At 64.5% G+C, this 17121-nt stretch carries 20 protein-coding genes and 1 tRNA gene; 7 read left to right on the top strand and 14 right to left on the bottom strand.

Annotation, left to right across the window (positions count from 1 at the left end):
- Positions 1-117 precede the first annotated feature (117 nt).
- Positions 118-633, top strand: a complete 516-nt coding sequence (locus BL254_RS18990; RefSeq protein WP_076844365.1) for a metallophosphoesterase — start codon at positions 118-120, stop codon at positions 631-633.
- Positions 634-701: 68 nt separating this feature from the next.
- Positions 702-774: transfer RNA gene (locus tag BL254_RS18995), tRNA-Arg, on the top strand.
- 102 nt (positions 775-876) lie between these two features.
- Here the strand turns inward: BL254_RS18995 and BL254_RS19000 are convergent.
- The 3 genes from BL254_RS19000 to BL254_RS29000 form a co-directional block, all read right to left on the bottom strand.
- Entirely contained in the window at positions 877-2301 is a 1425-nt protein-coding gene (locus BL254_RS19000) for a site-specific integrase (protein WP_076844367.1), read from the bottom strand.
- On the bottom strand, positions 2301-2513 hold the full coding sequence (locus BL254_RS19005; protein WP_254858287.1) for a hypothetical protein: 213 nt from the start codon (positions 2511-2513) through the stop codon (positions 2301-2303). Before BL254_RS19005 ends, BL254_RS19000 begins: the two co-directional genes overlap by 1 nt.
- Positions 2514-2780: 267 nt before the next feature.
- On the bottom strand, positions 2781-3218 hold the full coding sequence (locus BL254_RS29000; RefSeq protein ID WP_371390928.1) for a hypothetical protein: 438 nt from the start codon (positions 3216-3218) through the stop codon (positions 2781-2783).
- Between the two features lie 6 nt (positions 3219-3224).
- Here BL254_RS29000 and BL254_RS19015 point away from each other — a divergent pair, with 6 nt between their 5' ends.
- Positions 3225-3410: an AlpA family transcriptional regulator gene (locus tag BL254_RS19015; RefSeq protein WP_047223809.1), complete on the top strand. Its 186-nt coding sequence runs from the start codon at positions 3225-3227 to the stop codon at positions 3408-3410.
- Positions 3411-3438: 28 nt separating this feature from the next.
- Here the strand turns inward: BL254_RS19015 and BL254_RS19020 are convergent, their stop codons facing one another.
- The 6 genes from BL254_RS19020 to BL254_RS19045 form a co-directional block, all read right to left on the bottom strand.
- Positions 3439-3633 carry a helix-turn-helix domain-containing protein gene (locus BL254_RS19020; RefSeq protein ID WP_047223784.1) on the bottom strand — a complete coding sequence of 65 codons (195 nt, stop codon included), beginning with the start codon at positions 3631-3633 and terminating at the stop codon, positions 3439-3441.
- Positions 3634-3665: 32 nt separating this feature from the next.
- Positions 3666-5291: a replication initiator gene (locus BL254_RS19025; protein WP_254858295.1), complete on the bottom strand. Its 1626-nt coding sequence runs from the start codon at positions 5289-5291 to the stop codon at positions 3666-3668.
- Positions 5292-5335: 44 nt separating this feature from the next.
- The gene (locus BL254_RS19030) at positions 5336-5545 is read right to left on the bottom strand and encodes a hypothetical protein (RefSeq protein ID WP_047223785.1); all 210 of its coding nucleotides are present in this window, start codon (positions 5543-5545) and stop codon (positions 5336-5338) included.
- Complete coding sequence (locus tag BL254_RS19035; protein ID WP_076844371.1) at positions 5542-7068, bottom strand: FtsK/SpoIIIE domain-containing protein; 1527 nt, start codon at positions 7066-7068, stop codon at positions 5542-5544. Before BL254_RS19035 ends, BL254_RS19030 begins: the two co-directional genes overlap by 4 nt.
- Before the next feature lie 108 nt (positions 7069-7176).
- Positions 7177-7461, bottom strand: coding sequence for a hypothetical protein (locus BL254_RS19040; protein ID WP_047223787.1), 285 nt, complete (start codon positions 7459-7461; stop codon positions 7177-7179).
- On the bottom strand, positions 7458-7880 hold the full coding sequence (locus tag BL254_RS19045; RefSeq protein WP_076844372.1) for a plasmid replication, integration and excision activator: 423 nt from the start codon (positions 7878-7880) through the stop codon (positions 7458-7460). The genes BL254_RS19040 and BL254_RS19045 overlap by 4 nt, the downstream gene beginning before the upstream one ends.
- Positions 7881-8122: 242 nt before the next feature.
- Between BL254_RS19045 and BL254_RS19050 the strand changes: the two genes are divergently transcribed.
- Complete coding sequence (locus tag BL254_RS19050) at positions 8123-8539, top strand: helix-turn-helix domain-containing protein (RefSeq protein ID WP_047223789.1); 417 nt, start codon at positions 8123-8125, stop codon at positions 8537-8539.
- A gap of 93 nt (positions 8540-8632) precedes the next feature.
- Here the strand turns inward: BL254_RS19050 and BL254_RS19055 are convergent, their stop codons facing one another.
- Positions 8633-9013 (bottom strand): hypothetical protein, encoded by a 381-nt coding sequence (locus BL254_RS19055; protein ID WP_052914719.1) that lies wholly within the window; start codon positions 9011-9013, stop codon positions 8633-8635.
- Positions 9010-9300, bottom strand: coding sequence for a hypothetical protein (locus tag BL254_RS19060; RefSeq protein WP_254858289.1), 291 nt, complete (start codon positions 9298-9300; stop codon positions 9010-9012). The genes BL254_RS19055 and BL254_RS19060 overlap by 4 nt, the downstream gene beginning before the upstream one ends.
- A 315-nt stretch (positions 9301-9615) precedes the next feature.
- Between BL254_RS19060 and BL254_RS19065 the strand changes: the two genes are divergently transcribed.
- The 3 genes from BL254_RS19065 to BL254_RS19075 are packed head-to-tail and all read left to right on the top strand — an operon-like array spanning position 9616 to position 12131.
- Positions 9616-10572: a helix-turn-helix domain-containing protein gene (locus BL254_RS19065; protein ID WP_047223790.1), complete on the top strand. Its 957-nt coding sequence runs from the start codon at positions 9616-9618 to the stop codon at positions 10570-10572.
- Positions 10559-11755, top strand: coding sequence for a hypothetical protein (locus tag BL254_RS19070; protein WP_076844374.1), 1197 nt, complete (start codon positions 10559-10561; stop codon positions 11753-11755). Before BL254_RS19065 ends, BL254_RS19070 begins: the two co-directional genes overlap by 14 nt.
- A 1-nt stretch (position 11756) precedes the next feature.
- Entirely contained in the window at positions 11757-12131 is a 375-nt protein-coding gene (locus BL254_RS19075; RefSeq protein ID WP_052914720.1) for a gamma-glutamylcyclotransferase family protein, read from the top strand.
- Between the two features lie 143 nt (positions 12132-12274).
- Here BL254_RS19075 and BL254_RS19080 read toward each other — a convergent pair whose 3' ends face one another.
- The 3 genes from BL254_RS19080 to BL254_RS26330 all read right to left on the bottom strand — a co-directional run bounded on the left by BL254_RS19080 (position 12275) and on the right by BL254_RS26330 (position 16804).
- A complete protein-coding gene (locus tag BL254_RS19080) occupies positions 12275-14248 on the bottom strand; it encodes an ATP-binding protein (RefSeq protein WP_076844378.1) in 1974 nt (657 codons plus the stop codon).
- 901 nt (positions 14249-15149) lie between these two features.
- Positions 15150-15794: a DUF6338 family protein gene (locus BL254_RS29590; protein WP_371390935.1), complete on the bottom strand. Its 645-nt coding sequence runs from the start codon at positions 15792-15794 to the stop codon at positions 15150-15152.
- 155 nt (positions 15795-15949) lie between these two features.
- Positions 15950-16804: a hypothetical protein gene (locus tag BL254_RS26330; protein ID WP_139342404.1), complete on the bottom strand. Its 855-nt coding sequence runs from the start codon at positions 16802-16804 to the stop codon at positions 15950-15952.
- Positions 16805-17121 lie beyond the last annotated feature (317 nt).

The raw sequence follows: 17121 nt of genomic DNA on the forward strand, positions 1-17121 counted from the left end.
TCCGGCCGGAGCGCAACAGCCCTTCATGATCCATATATCGACAGCCCGTTGCCGCCCCGCAGCATTTTCGCGCCGACAACCCGCTCTCCACCGAAGCCGTCGAGGCAAACTTGATGGATGAGGCTCGTCCTGCTGGCCGACACGCACGTGCCGGCGCGTGCCCGAGACCTACCGGCCCCGGTGTGGGCAGCGGTCGACGACGTGGACATAGTGGTCCATTCCGGCGACTGGATCGACGTGGCCCTGGTGGAGCAGCTTCGGGCCAGGGCTCCGCACCTGATCGGCTGCTTCGGCAACAACGATGGACCCGAGATCCGCAAGCTGCTACCGGAGGTGGCACGTGCCGATCTCKACGGGGTCCGGACTGTGGTCGTGCACGAGACCGGAACAGCCACCAACCGGAACCAGCGGATCAGCCTCCGCTACCCCGACGCCGACCTGGTCGTCTTCGGCCACTCGCACATCCCCTGGGACGCCACGGTCGAACGGCCGGACGGCGGCGGACCAGTCCGGCTGCTCAACCCCGGCTCCCCGACGGACCGCCGCCGCCAGCCACACCACACGTTCATGACGGCGTCGATCACCAACGGCCACCTGGACGACGTCGTGCTGCACCAGCTACCGCCGCACTGACGCCCGTTCGGAGATCGCGGGCCGATGCTGTACTCTTGCTCAGTCGGTCCGCCACGGTGGCCCGACAGGCGCTCGTAGCTCAACGGATAGAGCACTTGACTACGGATCAAGAGGTTGGGGGTTCGAGTCCCTCCGAGCGCACGCTGGTTGAGGCAGGTCAGAGCCCCGCAGCCGATCACACGGCGCGGGGCTCTGGTCTTTTTTGATCTCTAGTACTGCAGTTTGTACTGCAATTGGAAACGATCAGCTCTCAGACACTCCGACACCACCCGCATCATCGTCACTTTCCGTAGCATCCGGCCGGGTGGGCGGGAACAGCCGGTCAAGGATGGTATCCATGCTCGCCGCCGTCCCACGCCGGACGTCTTCGAGGACATCGATGTAAATGTCCGCCGTGGTGGCAATGCGCGTGTGGCGGAGCAACGCCCGGATCTCGTTGAGGTCCACTCCGGCACGGAAAAGGAGCGTGGCCGATGTGTGCCTGAGATCATGAACACGAGTCCGGCGGACGCCCGCATCCGCACAGACCTTGTCCCACCAGCGGTTGACGTTCCGCGGCTGGATCCCGCGGCCGGTGGCCGTGGTGAACACCAGGCCGTCATCGTGCCAGACCTTCGCCRCCTCTTTCGCCGCGCTCTGCCGCGCCTTGTGCTCGCGGAGCACGACAACGACCATCTCCGGCAGAGCAAGGGTCGCCTTCGACCCCTTGGTCTTCAACTGGTCATCCTCGACCAGCTCCCACCGCTTCCGGCCCGTGTCCGGATCGACGCCGACAAGGCGCCGCCGCTGCTTGCGGCGAATCTGGACCGTGCCCGCGTCCAGATCGACGACATCCCAGCGCAGCCCGAGCGCCTCCCCCTTGCGCAGGCCCAGCGCCAACATGATCATCCACAGCGCGGCGAGCCGATCGACGAGCGCCACCGCCAGCACCCGGCCCGCTTCCGCCTCGGTCAGCGCCCGTACCGGCGCATCGTCCTTGCGCGGCGGCTGGACCAGGTCCGCGACGTTACGGACCAACAGTTCCTCCCGGACGGCATCCTTCAACGCCAGCCGCAGGATCGTCAGCAGGTAACGAACGCTGCGCGCCGACAGCGGTTTGATCGGCTTCGGTTCAGGGGTCTGAACCCGCTTCGGCTTTCCAGGCTTGCGCCCACGTGGTCGCTGTGGCCGATCGGTCCCGACAACCTGCTTCTGCGCTTCCTTCTCCGCGGCCCGGCGTGCCTTCTCCTCCTCCCGCCGCCGACGAGCGGCGACACCGGCCGCGGACGGTTCAGTGAGCTTCGCCGTCATCCACTGCCGGACATGCGCTGTCGACAGCTTCCGCAGTTCGTGACGGCCCAGTACCGGGATGATGTGGAGCCGGACGAGCAGCTCATACGATTCAGCGGTTGATTCCGCCAATGTGCCCGCCACCACCCGGGAGGGCAGCACCACCGTTACCCATTGTTCGAGGTACTCCCCGACCGTCATCCGGGTGGTGACCACCGGCACGCCGTCATCAATAGCCCGGCGCACCTTCTTGATTTCATCGAGGACAGCGTCTCTCGTCCTGCCGTAGACGGTCTTGCGCGTGCCGTCCGGCATGCTGACCTGACCGGCCCAGCCGTTGCGGTACCGGTACGCCGACCCCTCGTTGTTCCCTCTCCGGCTTCCCTTCCCTGCGGCCATCAGGCACCGTCCAACGGGTTGCCGTCCGGCCAGGCGATCCGGTCACACCACGGGCAGCCGTACCGGCTGTCGCCCATGTCGCAGGCGAACACCTCATACCCGGTCGAGTCCTCGAACCAGCGGCCCTGACCACGGTTGGCGCGGTCGAGATGCTCATGCAGRGCTGCGACCACGGACACCGTCCGCGGTCCGTCGTCGGGTTCAGGCAACACGAAAGATCACTCCTTGCCGGAAAACGAAACAGAGAAGAAAAGAAAGGACACGGAAGAAGCGCTAGAAAACGCCGTGTATTCACGTCCCGTGGCGTAGATGGCCCGTTCCTCTGGGCGTGGGAGGGTCTGCCGGGGAACCGGCCGCGTCCAGGGCGCTGACGCGTCACTACGTGATCGGCTACGCCGACCCTGGACCCGTCCGGCTCCCCGACAGGAAAGACGCCTACCAGAGGAACAGGAAAGAAATGGGGAAAAGAACCGCGCGGGTCAGCGCATGGCCGGAATAACCGGCGGGTTCCCGATTCCCTTTGGCAGCAGCGCCGGTGATCCGGGAATCATCCGGAAGATCAGGATAATGTCCACGTCCCCGAGAGCTTCGGTGAACACGGTGTCCACCGGCAGCGCGACGAGCGCCGAGCTCACGTCGACCGGGTCTGCGCCCGGCCGGACGGTTACTTCCCAGTCGCCAGTGTGAGACCGCCGAACGGTCACGAACGGCGGTTGGCCGGACGGGGTGCGCCATGGGCCGTGGGCAGGCGGAATGATGGGCATGGGTCTCGCTCCCTTGACGTGAAGGGTCGGGATCAAGGTCCCGGTGTGGTGTTGGCGCACCCACCGGGACCGCCGTCCTCTTGACGGTTGCCTAGCTCGCGTCGAGTCTGCGGGATGAACTAGGCAACCGTCAAGTAATCTTCTGTCGTGCATCACCTCATGGGCGCCGCGGAGATCGGAAAACGACTCGGGATCAGCCGTCAGCGCGTGAGCCAGCTTGCGCAGGACCCGACGTTCCCGAAGCCCGTTGCCGAACTCGCCGCCGGCCGGATCTGGGAAACCGCGGACATCGAGCGCTGGATTGCCGAACACCGACCCGACACGACCGGCGACGACCGCGAGTGACCGCGGTGGAGCCCGCGCCGTCACTGACTCACGCTGCTTTCTCATCGCCATCACGCCCGCGAAGCCGATCAACATAGGTGACGAGCGCCGCCCGCGGTATCCGCCGCGACCGGTCGATCAACACAGAGTCGATCAACCCCGCCTTCATCAACTGATAGAGCTTCGCGCGGCTCACCCGCAGCTCAGCCGCCGCCTCGGCCGGGGTGAGAAGAAGCTTGTGCACGGTTCCTCTCCGGTAGTCGTCAGATCGAGGACTCAGGCCGCGCGGGGCATGCCGGGGTCGGCTGCCGAAATCGGGTCGGGATGTCCGCGCGCTGCCCGCGCCGCGTCCAGTTGGGCGCGCCACCGGTGACGGTCCGCGACCGCACGCAGCAGCAGATGTTCCCGGCGTGGGACGGCTGGATCACCGGGCCGGAGCAGCGTCCACACCGTCCGCGCCGGGTCAGCACCAGTCGCGGTCGCCGGGCCGGTGGCAACCTGGCCGAGCGCTTCGAGCTGTTCGCGGATCCAGACGACCCGATCGGCCTTGTGATCGGTCAGCGTCTTGCCCGACCACTTCCGGCTGACGAGCACCCGTCGGCCGCCGAAGCCGAGGGTTTCGCGCCGGTGGGCCTTGCCCCGGCAGCGTCCCGGTACCAGCCCGGCCCGTGGGTTCTTCGGCTGGACGGCGTAGAGCAGCCAGTTCGCGCATGTCGGCGAGCACGGTTCGTACCGCAGCGCGTCGGCGAGCCGGTCCACATGCTGTCGCTGCGCGTCGCTGGTCGCCGTATGACAGGCGTCCAACGACTTGGTCAGATACTTCGTCAGGTAGCCGATCAACCGGCCGGTGTTCGCGTTGTTCGCGGTCACCCCGTCGGCACGGACCTGCACCCCGAACCGGACCACGTGCGCGGGTTCGGCATCCTCCCCGAGCGCGTCCAGCGCCGCATCCCAGGTCGGCAGCGGTGCCCCGGTGTCCGGGTCGACGTAGCTGCCGGCCCGCTCCTCCCAGACCGGCAGCCGACCCGGGCCGTAGACCGGCCGGTCACAGGCAGGCCACCACACCTGGTGATAGGTGGCCGCCGCGACCTGGCGGAGCAGCACGCGCGGGATCGTGCCGCGTATCGCCGCGTGCAGGTGCGGGGCGAGCCGGCGTTGCGGTTCCAGGCAGGCAAAGTATTGGACGTCCCAGCCGACCGCGCGGCGGAGGTTCTGCCAGAACCGGTCGACGAGCTTGGGGAAGTGGATCGCGTCCCGGGCCGCCCGCCGGTAGTCGTAGCCCTCCGGATCCACCGGCGTGCCGTCGCTGGTCACCCGCCCGTACGAGTCGCAGGTCAACGTCAGGAACATCGACGGCCGCCACACCGTCCCGTCCGCCGCGGTGAACGTCCGCCCCACGGTGCGCCGCTCCACCGGCAGCCGGGGCATGTCCGGGGCATCCTGCCGCCGTTTCGTCGACCGGGTCCGCCGGGGCCGATCCCGAGTATCCGGGGCGGTCTTCCCACGGACACCGAGGTCGGTCAACGCGGCGTCGACCTGCGAGATCAGATCATCCACCTCGGTGACCTGCTCCACGTCGTGGCCGGTGACCGCGTCGACGCGGACGGCTTCGAGATCGGCGCGGAGCTGGACAAGGGTTTTCGCGTCGTCGCCGGGCGGGTCCGGGTCGGGGAGCGGTTCGTCGTCGAGGTGCCAACCGGCCTTGCACTGCGCCATCCGCAGCTTGCGTGCCCGGTCCGCGCACGGCGGGCACTTCGATGCCAACGTGGCCCCGCACGGCACCGGGACGGTTTCGCTCTCCCCGGTGACGGTGTCGATTTTCCGCATGGCCAGCGGTCGGATGCACACCCCGTTGTCGACCGCGACCGCCTCGAGAACCTGCCGAGCCAGCGGCAGGCGCATCCGCGCCGCCCGGCTCCCCGCCGCAGGCTCAGTGCTCGACTCGGTCACGCTGCCTGTTCCTCCTGTCCGTGCTCGTCGTGCTCCTGGCCGCCGCCGTCGGGATCGTCGGGGGGCGGTTCCCGGCAGCCACACACCCGCCCCCGCCCGACCGGCGCCCGGCAACCGGCATCGCCCCGGTGTGCCACCCACAGATGCCGGCACCAGGAGCAGACCGGCAGCACGTACACCGGGGCGTAGCGATCCGGTTCGGTCATGCCGCCCAGCCGTTGATGTCCGGGGTCCAACCCCCGTCGCGATCATCGAAGTCGAACGTCGCACCGGTGACCGGTGGTTGGTAGCGGTGGGCCATCCGGGAGATTTCGGCGTCGTCGATCCAGGCGGCCCGCGCCCGGACCGGGTCGGCCTGCCCGTCGGCGAGCACATAGCCGACCCCGGGCAGCCCCTCGGGGATCTCCTCCGCCCGTGCCCCGCGATCCCGGGTGCCGTCCCCGAGAACAAGATCTACCTGGTCGGCTTCGGTCAGCCGCAACGCCACCCGCACCGGGAACAGATCCCGAAACGGCAGCACCTCCTTACGCGGGTCCTGCACAGCCCCGATCATCACCACCCCGGGCGCCCGGCCCTGCGACAGCAACAGCGGCAACGAGGCGGACAACCGCCGCTTCAGCTCCCGGTCGGTGACATAGGCAGTCAACGCGGCGAGCTCATCGACGATCACGACGATCAGCGGTTCGTCCACGGTCGGGGTATGCAGCCGGGTAACCCCGCGCAACCGTCCGRCCCGCTCCCGCATGACCGATACCGCGTCATCGAGCAGGTCGGCGATGCCGGCCGTGTCGGTGGCGAACCGGGTAAACATGCCCCGGCCGAACGCCAGCTCCATCCCGCCCTTCGGGTCGGCTACCCACAGTTCGACCAGCCCGGCACGCACCGCCGGGCCAAGCCCACGGATCGTCGACCAGAGCACCGACCCCTTACCCGCCCCGGTCGCCCCGGCCACCAGCACATGCGCACCGCGCACCGGCAACCGCCAGAGTTGGCCGTCCTCCCGCCGGCCCACCGGAATCCCCGACAGGTCCACCGGAGCGTCGTCATCCCAACCGTCACCGTCTCCGCCATCGTCGTCCGCGTCGGGGCCGTCGAGATCGGCCGGGGGAACGAGGTCAGCGAGCGGGTCACGGTGGGTGAAGTCCAGCCAGATGTACCCCACCCGGGTATCCGGGCGGACCCGGCATGCCTGCGCGCGGAACGCCTGCCGCAACGCCTCGGCCTGCTCCGCCCACTGCTGCGGGGTCTGCCCGTAGAGCAGTTCGACCCGCAGCCGGTCGGCCCACCGGTCGGAACGGACCTGCCGGATGCGGGGGAAGGTCTCGGCGAAGGCGACCCGRTCACCGTTGGACACCGGAATGCGGATCGCCAGCCCGGTGTGCACCATCACCGGCCGCCACCGCCACCGGTACACCATGAGCAGCCGCAGCCGGCCACGCAGCCAGCGGGCCAGCCAGGCGAACGACCGGCGGTGCGCCAGCCGCCACCCCACCGCCAGCACCACGACGGCGAGGAGCACCAGGCCCAACCCGGCCAGCCCCCACCGGTCCCGGATCATCGCCACCGTCAGCAACAGACCCACCAGCACCGGATGCCGCAGCACAAAGAGCACCAGCCGGGCGCATATCCGCCCGGCCAGCCCGACCAGCACCACCCACAGCGGCACGTCGACTTTCGGATGCCGGGTCGGCACCTCGGGAAACGGCCGGGAGCCGTTGATTCTGGCCATGACAGATCACACCCACCCTGCATCAGAAGAAAAGAGAAGACCGAGGTCCGGGAGGCTGGCCAGCCGCGTTCTACAGCCGTCCCGGACCGTCGAGAAGAAGACCGCGGATCAGGCCGCTATCGCCGGGCCATCACCGAATGTTTCGGAGTCGTCCGGCAGACGGAGCGCTTCGCATTCGATGAGGAAATCGTTCACGGCATCTCGCAGTGCATATGCGAACGCGATATGAGTGCGGGTCACCGCCCGGCCCGCGGTAGTGAGGTTCACCGAGGTTCCACCGACACGCAGCATGAGGAACGGTGGCCGGTGGTCGTGGGAACGGCATGTCACCGACGCGTCCGGCCCGACGTGCAGGGAGACAATCGACGTCGAACGCTCCTGGGATCGTTTCATGCCRCCGCCCCCGTCGAGCCCCGCCCACCGGCCGTTGTCCGGACCGGTCGCATGCCGGTTGCCCGCAACGCGAATTCCTGCCGCGGCTGGGTACCGTTCGTGCTMACCCACGGTGTGAGCGTCAGCCCGTCGAACTCCACCGGCCGGAACGGCGTGCCCGGCATCGGCTCCGGGGGCACCGGCCGGACAGGAGATGAGATCTTCACCTTCACTTCCGCCGACCCCGCACGCGCCTTGGGATCCGCGTCCACCACCCGTGCCACCCACACCAACTCGCCGGTGTCCTTGTCCCGCTCCTGCGCATCCAGGATGCCCGCCTTGCTCTTCTCATAGTCGCTGGCCGGTTCCACCCCGAGCACGTACGCGCCGTGGGGGAACACGGCCGCGAACGCCACGGGAATCCGTCGCGGTATCGCCATCGTCGTCTGCCTCTCGCCTTCCTGYCGGGTTGTCGTGGGTGACCGCCCGGCCTGCCGAGATACACAGTGGACCACTTGGCAACCGCTACTCAACCCGTATACAACCGGCGTATGCGCCCCCAGTATAAGAGCCATACCGAATCAGTCTGACCGGCGATGCGAAAGCCACTTGTTCATACCGACCTGGTATGACACCGGGGTTCCGTCGAAATCTCGCTTGCTATCCCGCTAATATGCGGGCCATGACTGACCGGAATACCTCTCGGGTCTATACCGCCCGTCGACCGGTCGACGGCGAGGACTGGGCCGCCGTCGCGGCGGCACTCAACGCCCGGATGGCCGCCCGCCGCATCGGCCAACAGCAGCTCGCCGAAGCGTCCGGGGTGTCGGTGTCCACGGTCCGGCTCGTCCAGCACGGCACCGGACGCCGGTTCCAGAACAAGACGTTGACCGCGCTCGCCCGCGCGCTCGACTGGCCCGACGACTACCTGATAACCGTGCTGCTTACCGGCCAGCCGCCCGGCACGCCCGGTAGCGCCGACGAGCCGGTCACCAGCACCCTGCGCAGGATCGAGGACCGTCTCATCGACATCGACCGCCGACTGGAAACCGTCGAACAGATCATCGGTGAACGCGACACCGCCTCCGAGAACGCGTAAAAGGGGCTGATCCCGGCGGACACGCTCTCTCCCGTGTCCCGGGCTCAGCCCCTCTGTGCCATACGGCCTGACGGCCGCCTCTACCGCATCCGATCAGTCCGGTGCGGCCGGTGGCACCAGCACCACCGCCAACGCGCGGCGGACCGCGGCCAACGCCTCAACCCGCCCGGCCCAGTACGCCGTCCGCTCACCCGAGGTCATCCACGCCGCCGCCCGCGGCGTGTCCTCGGGCAGCCCGAGGACCGCCCCACCAGCCGCATCCGGTACCTCCCGGCAGGACCGCGGACCGTCCACCGGCTGGACCGGCTGGACCGGCTGGAACAGCAAGGTCACCTCAACGTCCCCGAACGCCTCCACGAACCGCACATCGTCCGGCAGCGTCGCCCACATCCGCAGCAGGTCCGCCGGACGCGCCGCCGGTGGGACCGTCACCGCATACTCGCCCGCTCCGGCCGCCCGCCGCGTCCTGCTCACCGGCGGCCACCCGCCCGCCGTGCCGCCCGTGCCAGCGCCGCATCCAGCAGCATCCGGCTACCCGCCGGGGGCGTCACGGCGTCGACGAAGAAGAACAGCGGCGTGACCTGATAGTCGTGCCAGCCCTGCTCGATGGCGAACAGCTCCGCCGACCCGGGAGAATCAAACGTGATCGTCGTGTCGCGGACCCGTCGTTCCCCTCCCGGTTCGAAGCGGATCACCCCGTACAGCAGGGGTACCCGCCCATCCCGCCCGCCGTCCACCGTGCCCGCCTCGGCCGTCGTCACCGGCTCCACCGTCCCATCCCATCGTCGGCTTCTGGACGCCGGCCCGGCCCCGCGGAGACGACGCACTCGACGCGGAACCGGACCGGTTGGACACCAGGCTCACCGCCGGCATGCCACCCGCGAAACGCCAAGTCCGCATACGGCGTCGGTGTGATCCGTCCGGCCGGATAGCCGCAGGAAGGCGGTTGGTGACCGGTACACAACCGGCGGAATGCCGCACCGGTGCCATACCAACCTGGCATGGACGCGCTACTGTCAGCATGCCGTCCTGCACACCGCTGACCCCGGCTGTCGGCTCCACCAACAGAAGGCGAGATGCCGTCCACCACCGGCCCCTACACCGTCTCCCCGCAGTTACTCGACCGGGACGACATGCGCGCGGCGCTGCACGCCCGCGACTTCGCCACCATCTTCCGGCTGTTGAAGAAGTACGACGGCGCCAGTCAGGACCGCATCGCCTCCCCGGTCGACGGGCTCACTCAAAGCCGGGTCAGCCGGATCATGCGCGGGCAGGAACGCATCGTCTCCATCGACCTGATCGAACGCATCGCCGACGCCCTGCGCATCCCCGGCGCCGCCCTGCGCCTGGCCCCCCGCCCGTGGGAAGAGGTCACGTCAACCGGTACGGTCCCCGCTCAGCCGCCCGCAGTGTCCGCGCCCGTTCACGAGACGCCACCCGCCGCGCCGTCGGGTGACGAGCCTCCGCGGGGCGCCGAGGACCACAGCCTGACCGTCGATCTCGACATCGCCGTGGACGGCTGGGCGACGATCACCTACCGCCACGACCTGTTCAACCCCGGCCCGCGGCCGCTGACCCGCCTGGCCCGCGAGCTGTGGTTCGAGAACACCCGCGGCCCGCTGGCCCTCACCGCGCTGCCCAGCGACGGGCACAACGTCATCATCCAGCGGATCCACGACACCCCGTCGATGGCCAAGTTTGCCTGTCAGATCTTCCCCGCGATCCAGCCCGGTGCCTCGGCGTCCGTCGGCTACACCTGCGAAGGCGGACAGTTCGTCTCCGATCACTACTGGCGGCAGTCCATCACCCGTCCCACCGGCATCCTGACGATCCGGTTGCGTCACCGCGGCGCGGCCAGTCTCACCCGCTGCACCGCCGCCGAGGAATACGCCGACGGCTACGAGGTCACCGCCACCGACAGCCTGACCGTCACCAGCGACGGCACGGACATCATCATCGAGCTGGTCCGTCGCGATCTCGGCCCCGGCCAGGCCGTCACCCTCCGCTGGGATGTCACCCGTGCCCCTGCGTGACGACATCGAAACCGTCCTGCGGGCCTGGGACGCCTACGAACAGACCCGCGGCGCACCCGCGATCATCGACTACGACTGCGCCCCCACCGGCGAACCGGTCACCCCGGCCGGCAACCGCCTAGACGTCCATGCCCGCCTGACCGACCTGCACCGCCGCGCCCTGGCCGAGGACAACCCGGCGCTCAGCCAGCGGACAGCCGCCCACCTCGCCTACCTGGACGCCCTGCTAGGCGTCCGCACCGACCTGGACAGCTACGTCACCCGCACGCAGGGATGCCCGGCCGCAGGATGGCCCGACGAGTACGTCACCGCCGTGGGGGACCGCGCCCGCACCAGCCTCGCCACCCTCGGCATCGGGTGGGGGCCGAATACCGGCGCCGATCTGACCGCCGCCGAAATCCCGGTCGATCCGGTCGACRCCCCCGAGCTCATCCGCGCCGCCGCCACCAACGCCGAACCCGCCGTGCGCACCCTCGTGGGCAGCGCCGCACCGTACACGCTGGCCATCGAAACGGTGGATGTGGACGCCTACTGGTCGTACTGGCTCGACGGCGCCGGCCAGAACGTACGGCTACGGTTCAACCTCCGCAACGCCACCTTCACCCAGGTCCGCATCCGCCAGTTCGCGTTGCATGAAATCCTCGGCCACGCCCTCCAAAGCGCCAGCTACGCCGCACACTGCGCCGGTAATGACGTGCCGTGGGTGCGGCTGCTGTCCGTCCACGCACCCCATCAAATCCTGCTCGAAGGACTCGCCCAAGCCCTCCCCCTGTTCGTCGCCGCCGCCGACGAACCGCTCATCGCCCGGGTCCGTCTCGACCACTACCTTCAGCTCGTCCGCGCCGAACTGCACCAGGCCATCRACACCKGGGTTACCGTCGCCGGCTGTGCCGCGCACGCCCGCGTCCGGGTGCCGTTCTGGGACGACACCCAGATTGCCGACATCCTCACCGACCGCGGCGCAGACCCGCTCCTGCGCTCCTACCTGTGGTCCTACCCGGCCGGGATCGACTGGTTCGTCACCCTCGCCGACACCGCCGACACCACCACCGTAGGAAAGGTCTTCCATGCCGCCTACCAACAACCCCTCACCCCGACCGACCTTGCCGACCTCTGGCCGGCTGGCCCCCCTCCCGGCGGACCCGGCACCCCTGTTCGTCTACGGAACACTCCTGTTCCCTGACGTGGTCCACACCCTCATCGACCGCGACCCCCACCGCACATCCACCATCGTCCCCGGATGGCGTGTCGCAGCTCTCCCCGGACGGGTCTACCCCGCCCTCATCCCCGACCCCGACGCGACCGCGTCCGGACAACTCCTCGAYGACCTCACCGCCGCCGAATGGCACACCCTCGACGCGTTCGAAGCCGACTTCTACACCCTCACCCGAGTCACAATCCCCGACCACCAGCCCGACCACGCCTGGACCTACGCCACCAACGACCCCACCACCGTCGAACCCACCGTATGGAACCCGGACACCTTCGCCGAGCAGCACCTACCCGCCTACCTCACCAACTGCACACGCTGGCGCCAGCACCACGACACCACCCAGTAAGCCTGCACGTTGCCGAATCCCTCGATTTAGAGATCAAGCGCGTGACGTGGGCCGCGCCGCGCGACGGCTGCGCGTGGCGCTGACGCGCCATGCTCGCCGGCGCGTCGCCACCCCGCACCACGTGCGGCAAGGTCATCCTCGGCTCACTCCTCGGTTCGGGCCGAGGAAGCCGTTTCTGCCCCGCGTAGACTCTCGGGAATGTACTTATCGTAGCTATTGCGAAGGTATTGCGTAACTCTGTCGTCGGTAGCTTCGAACTTCAACTGCTCCCGGAAGAACCACAGTTTCCGCTCGGTCTCGTCAAAGATTTCTCCCCATGTCTTCACCCAAACCTGGTACTCGTCCTGATCGTCGGCAAGGCCCGGCGCTTTCCCTACCTGCCTGATATCTCGGCGAATCTCCGTGTGAGTGTCATAGGTGACAAGTACGAATTTCCATTTGCATGCAGTACCTCGGAACTGTGGATCTTCTACGATCGCACGAGCGTATGATTTAATCTGATAGAGTTCTTCCTTTCCAACAGGCAGTGACGGCCGCTTCAGCTCCACGATAAGCCGTTCGTTCTGACGCTCGTCCCCGATGCYACGATAAAGAAGAATGTCTACGCGGCCTGTGCGTCCATCCTCTCGCCGGACTGTCTTTAGGTTTGCTTCAAGTACAATCTCGTCGCCTAAAAGATGCAAGTGCGAGGCCAGTGCAGACGTCAATCCTATCTCCGAACGAGCGAGTGTCCATTCTTCGCCGAACAGCCAARGGTTGCGCGCTACCATCGGATGAAGCTGGTCTACCTCGCGTAGCTCGACTCTTGCATCTCTATCTGCGAAGATCTTACGAAGCCCACCAATAAAGTTCAGCCGATTTGTGACAGTTGTTGCTGCGCTAATTACGTTTGTCAGTTCCGTTTGTTCCAGGAGGTGCGAAAGGTGGTCCCGCTCCTCCTGGGTGAGCGACAAGACCTTTTCTAGTATGTCATGGAGAGAACCAGGGTTGCTCTCTAGTGCGGACCTAATTAGGTTTACGGACAGCTTTCGCGGATCACCCTTTCCAGGCAAGGCCGACCTGGYAACAGTTACTACTAAGTCGAAAGTCTGCCGTTCTACGACTTCTGTAGCGTCCCTAGCAGCCCCGATGTAGGGGTAAATCCCCTCGTCCTTCAACTGCTGTACGACCTGGCCTGAAATTTCTTTGTGTCGTTTAGAAAGATGCTTCCGTATCGCCTTCTCCGCAGCGTAGAGAAGCGGTGAATGACTCATCTCCAGAAGGTGAAGTTCTTCGCTGCTCTGATTATTGAATCGATCCGATCTTAGATAGGGAGTGAAAGAAACAACTGGCTCGGTCCAGTCCTGCCCGTGTTCGGCGAGTGCGATTCCATCTGCGTTGCAGACCAGCAGCTTACGGTTGCGCGTTCGCTCTTTCCACTCTACAAACGTCACGAATGRGGGTCGAGAATCTTCCKCGTACTCAGAGGGCAARTCGATCTGCAGATCAACGATCTCGCTAATTATCGACTCGACGTCGAGTTCCTTGCCATCGTAGATGACAGAGACAAAGTTGTAGGCTCTCAAGTAGAAAGCAAGGCGCGCCGTGAGGTTAGATCTAGCTTCTGGCACTTCAAKGGACCCCAGCCTTTTCCCCTGTGGCACCAGAATTGTGACAGTGGTCCCTGTAGGATCGGAGGTCGCAACAGGCTCGTCGATGCGCCAATGCGTAGGGCGCGATGTTTCTGCGTAGATCTTCGTACGATAGTTTTTTCCATCAATCGTTACTATCGAGTYCCAGGTTAGGAAACTCCCCAAGGCGAAACCAAAAAGGCGCCCCTCGCCCTTTTTACCGTGAAGGATTCTTTGATTGCCCTTGGTGTGAGTTCGAAATGCTTTCCRTGTATCGCCGTACTCTAGGAATGAGCTTCGAGCCTGTTCGGGAGTTATGCCGTCGCCGTCGTCAATGACAAGAATCCGCTCGAGAGCTTGCATTGCTGTTCTTTTAAAGTCTATTCGGACCTTCTTTGCATTGGCGTCCAGGGAGTTCCAGACTAGCTCCGCAACCGCGTCTATAGGCTTTCTATTTGCATATTGGCGAATCTTGGATTCTCCGACCTCAAGATGATAGTCGGTCATGATYGAAATCCCATCAGCTCAAGGGCCGCATGTCCTCCGACGCGGGTGGTTGTACGTAAGCCCCCGGATCTTCTCATGGAGGATYACGTTACAACGAACCTCGGACATGTAGGCATGTAACGTGGCGACCGGCCCCGACGCCGAACAAGTCAAGCCCGCGTCCGCCGGCGAACTGTGATGGATGCCGGTAGACGCAGGCAGGGCTGTGATCTGGCACGACGAGCGTGGGGGTCAGCCAACGGCGTGGGTCGATCTTGTGGCTGTACGCGGGGCGGGCCAGCCGTCCGCCGCTGGAACCGTTGTGGCAGCGTTCGATGCTGCCAGGCCGCGCGACCGCCTGCGCGCGGCCTGGGGGCCGGGCGCGTCGCCGACCCGCCACCCCGCAGACCCGCACTTGGGATCCGGACAAAAAATCGCGCTACCGAACTCTGTGCCGCCCGGCGCGCGTGCAAGGGGAGCGGCAAAAGCCAGCAAAGCAAAGAATATCTAAGCTGGCTTCTTGTGGAATAATTACGGCCGAGAATCGGTGGCAGATACGGATGGAGATGCTTGGTTTTCACCCGAAGAAGTTGCCTGCGAAGCAGGTGGCGTGCTCTCCGCAGGCATACCCGGGGCAGTCCCAATGGGAGGATCAGGCAGGGAAAAAATTAATTCACCCTTGGCTGGGTATCCGCCACCCAATATAGCATCACCAACACCATCCGGCACTCCTGTAATCGCAAGGTCTCGCTCAGACTCGCTCATCGTGAGTCACCCTGTTCTGAAGACGAAGCACCCGATCCGCCTTCTGAACCAGGGCCAGGTCCTGGAGGAGGAGGCGGAAGCTCGTTGACAACTTTCCCCGAGCTCGGGTAGCCACCMCTCTTTTCATCAAGTGTCAATATTTTTTCGAATTGATCGTTCATATTACCTCCGCAAACTCAAGAAGCTCAATTTCTTCCCAGCGAAGAAGTAACGCCGAGTTTCTACTCTTAGGACGTCCGTCTTCTAGTATGAAGTCACCGGTCGCACCATTTACTTCTATTGTACGCGAGACTAGTAAGTCGGGTTCACTCGGGTAGCCCGCAGCATACGAGTTGAGGCCAGTTGGACTCGGTCCATAGAATCCAGCGACCCATATTCCGGACTTTAGCTTAATTCTGATGTACCCCTGCGGACCTCTCGCGAATAGATGATCCCAGGCGCGAGGCGCGGGAGCAGGACCAGTGACGATCCTTACCCACCTCCAGTTCTTACGCCATGCCGTCCCCACAAACAAGCCACACGAGATTGGAATTAGTATGTATGCCAGACTCRTTATCTCAATAAGCCAAAGCGATATCTTGCCATTCGCAAGCTTGCCGGTATGGATATAGTCACAATAAATTATATAAGTAAGCACGGAGAAGACGGCATGAAACAGTGCGCTAACGGCAATGAATCGAATAACTCTGTCCGATACGGTGCTTCCAAATGCGCCTACAATTCTCTCAACGGTAAACGTATAAGCTGCACCTGGCAAGACTGCTACGGTCGCGATCGTCAACGCTTGAAGAGTCTCAGGCATGCTCCCTTTCTGTCTTTTAAGATTCTCCCCAAAATGGGGCCAGCCGTGGGATTGGACATCAGCTAGATCACAAAGAATCTAGAAGTCGTAAACCATTACCTGTAAAACCTGACAGTGGTCAAAAATCTAGAGTTGAGCCAGAATCCGCTGCTAGATCATTTGCGGGTTACCATGAAGATCCAAAGAGAGATGAACAGCATACCACCAAGAATTACGCCATTTCTGAAATAGATCCATCGATCGGGACTGGAATATCTGACTACTGGCACCCTTGACGCAGAATCGATCTGTCGATCCGCGACATTAAAATTATTTTGGYGACGCTCCGACCAGCTATCAACATCGACTCTTTTCAGCTTGTCCGCTGCAGAGTCGAGCAAATAAGCATGATTCTCTATATCTTGTAGCATTTTTGCCGCACTGTGAAGCGTCATTRCATTTTCCTCAAGACCGCCAAGCATACGGGCCGAGTGGGCGAGCAACTCGATCGCATCGACATCAAGCTGCGGTCGATCAAAGGCTTCATAAACCAGCTCTCTAATTGCGAATGCAATTTCCTGATTCGTGGTAGCGATGTCGTCGAGGGCGGCATCAATTCCCTCGCGAGTCGCTTCTACTGCTTCACCTATCATATTTTCCAGTCGCTGTTCTGTGACCGCAGACAACGCCTTTAGGCGATTACCCAGGTCGCCTTCTGCCTTCTTTTTCCATTCACGTAGAAGAGAGGCCGGGTACCGGTCTCGGGTCGGGGTTCGATCGATGACCTTATGATGTACGGTACAAAGAAGTATTAGGTTACCGAAAGCCTGACGTTCGGCAAGCGACATCGCCGGGTCGTAGCGGGCTCCRCTCGGTTCTAACGCACAGATATGCGCAACATCAACATTTGTGAGAGGTTCGCCATCGACGAACTTCATCACCGGCTCTCTGTAACTAGGTTCATAGCAATATCCCCGGGCGAGCGTAAATAGAGCGTTCTTCACCCCGGCCGCAAAGTCCGGTCTACCCACCCCGCCTCCTGTATATTTCTCCGCGAGCACCTCAAGGTGCTACCATCGATCGATCATACCGGATCCACGGAGCGATGAATACAGCCCAACTTGGCATTCGCTCTGGTTCTACTGGGACGGGTTGGCCTGCCCTCAGACAGTCACGTACGGTTGCTGCGGCAGCCTGGCTTCTTCCCTTCGTAGACACCGCGGTTTCACACTCCAACTGCCTCCCCCAGTACAGCCGCCATTCGCGTACAGCCAAGCCCAGAGATGACGGCGGATGCCCCCGGATCGCGAACAGTCCGAACAACGGAGATTAATGGACGACTACCGCC

This window comes from Protofrankia sp. BMG5.30, from assembly GCF_001983005.1.
Taxonomy (GTDB): Bacteria; Actinomycetota; Actinomycetes; order Frankiales; family Frankiaceae; genus Protofrankia; species Protofrankia coriariae.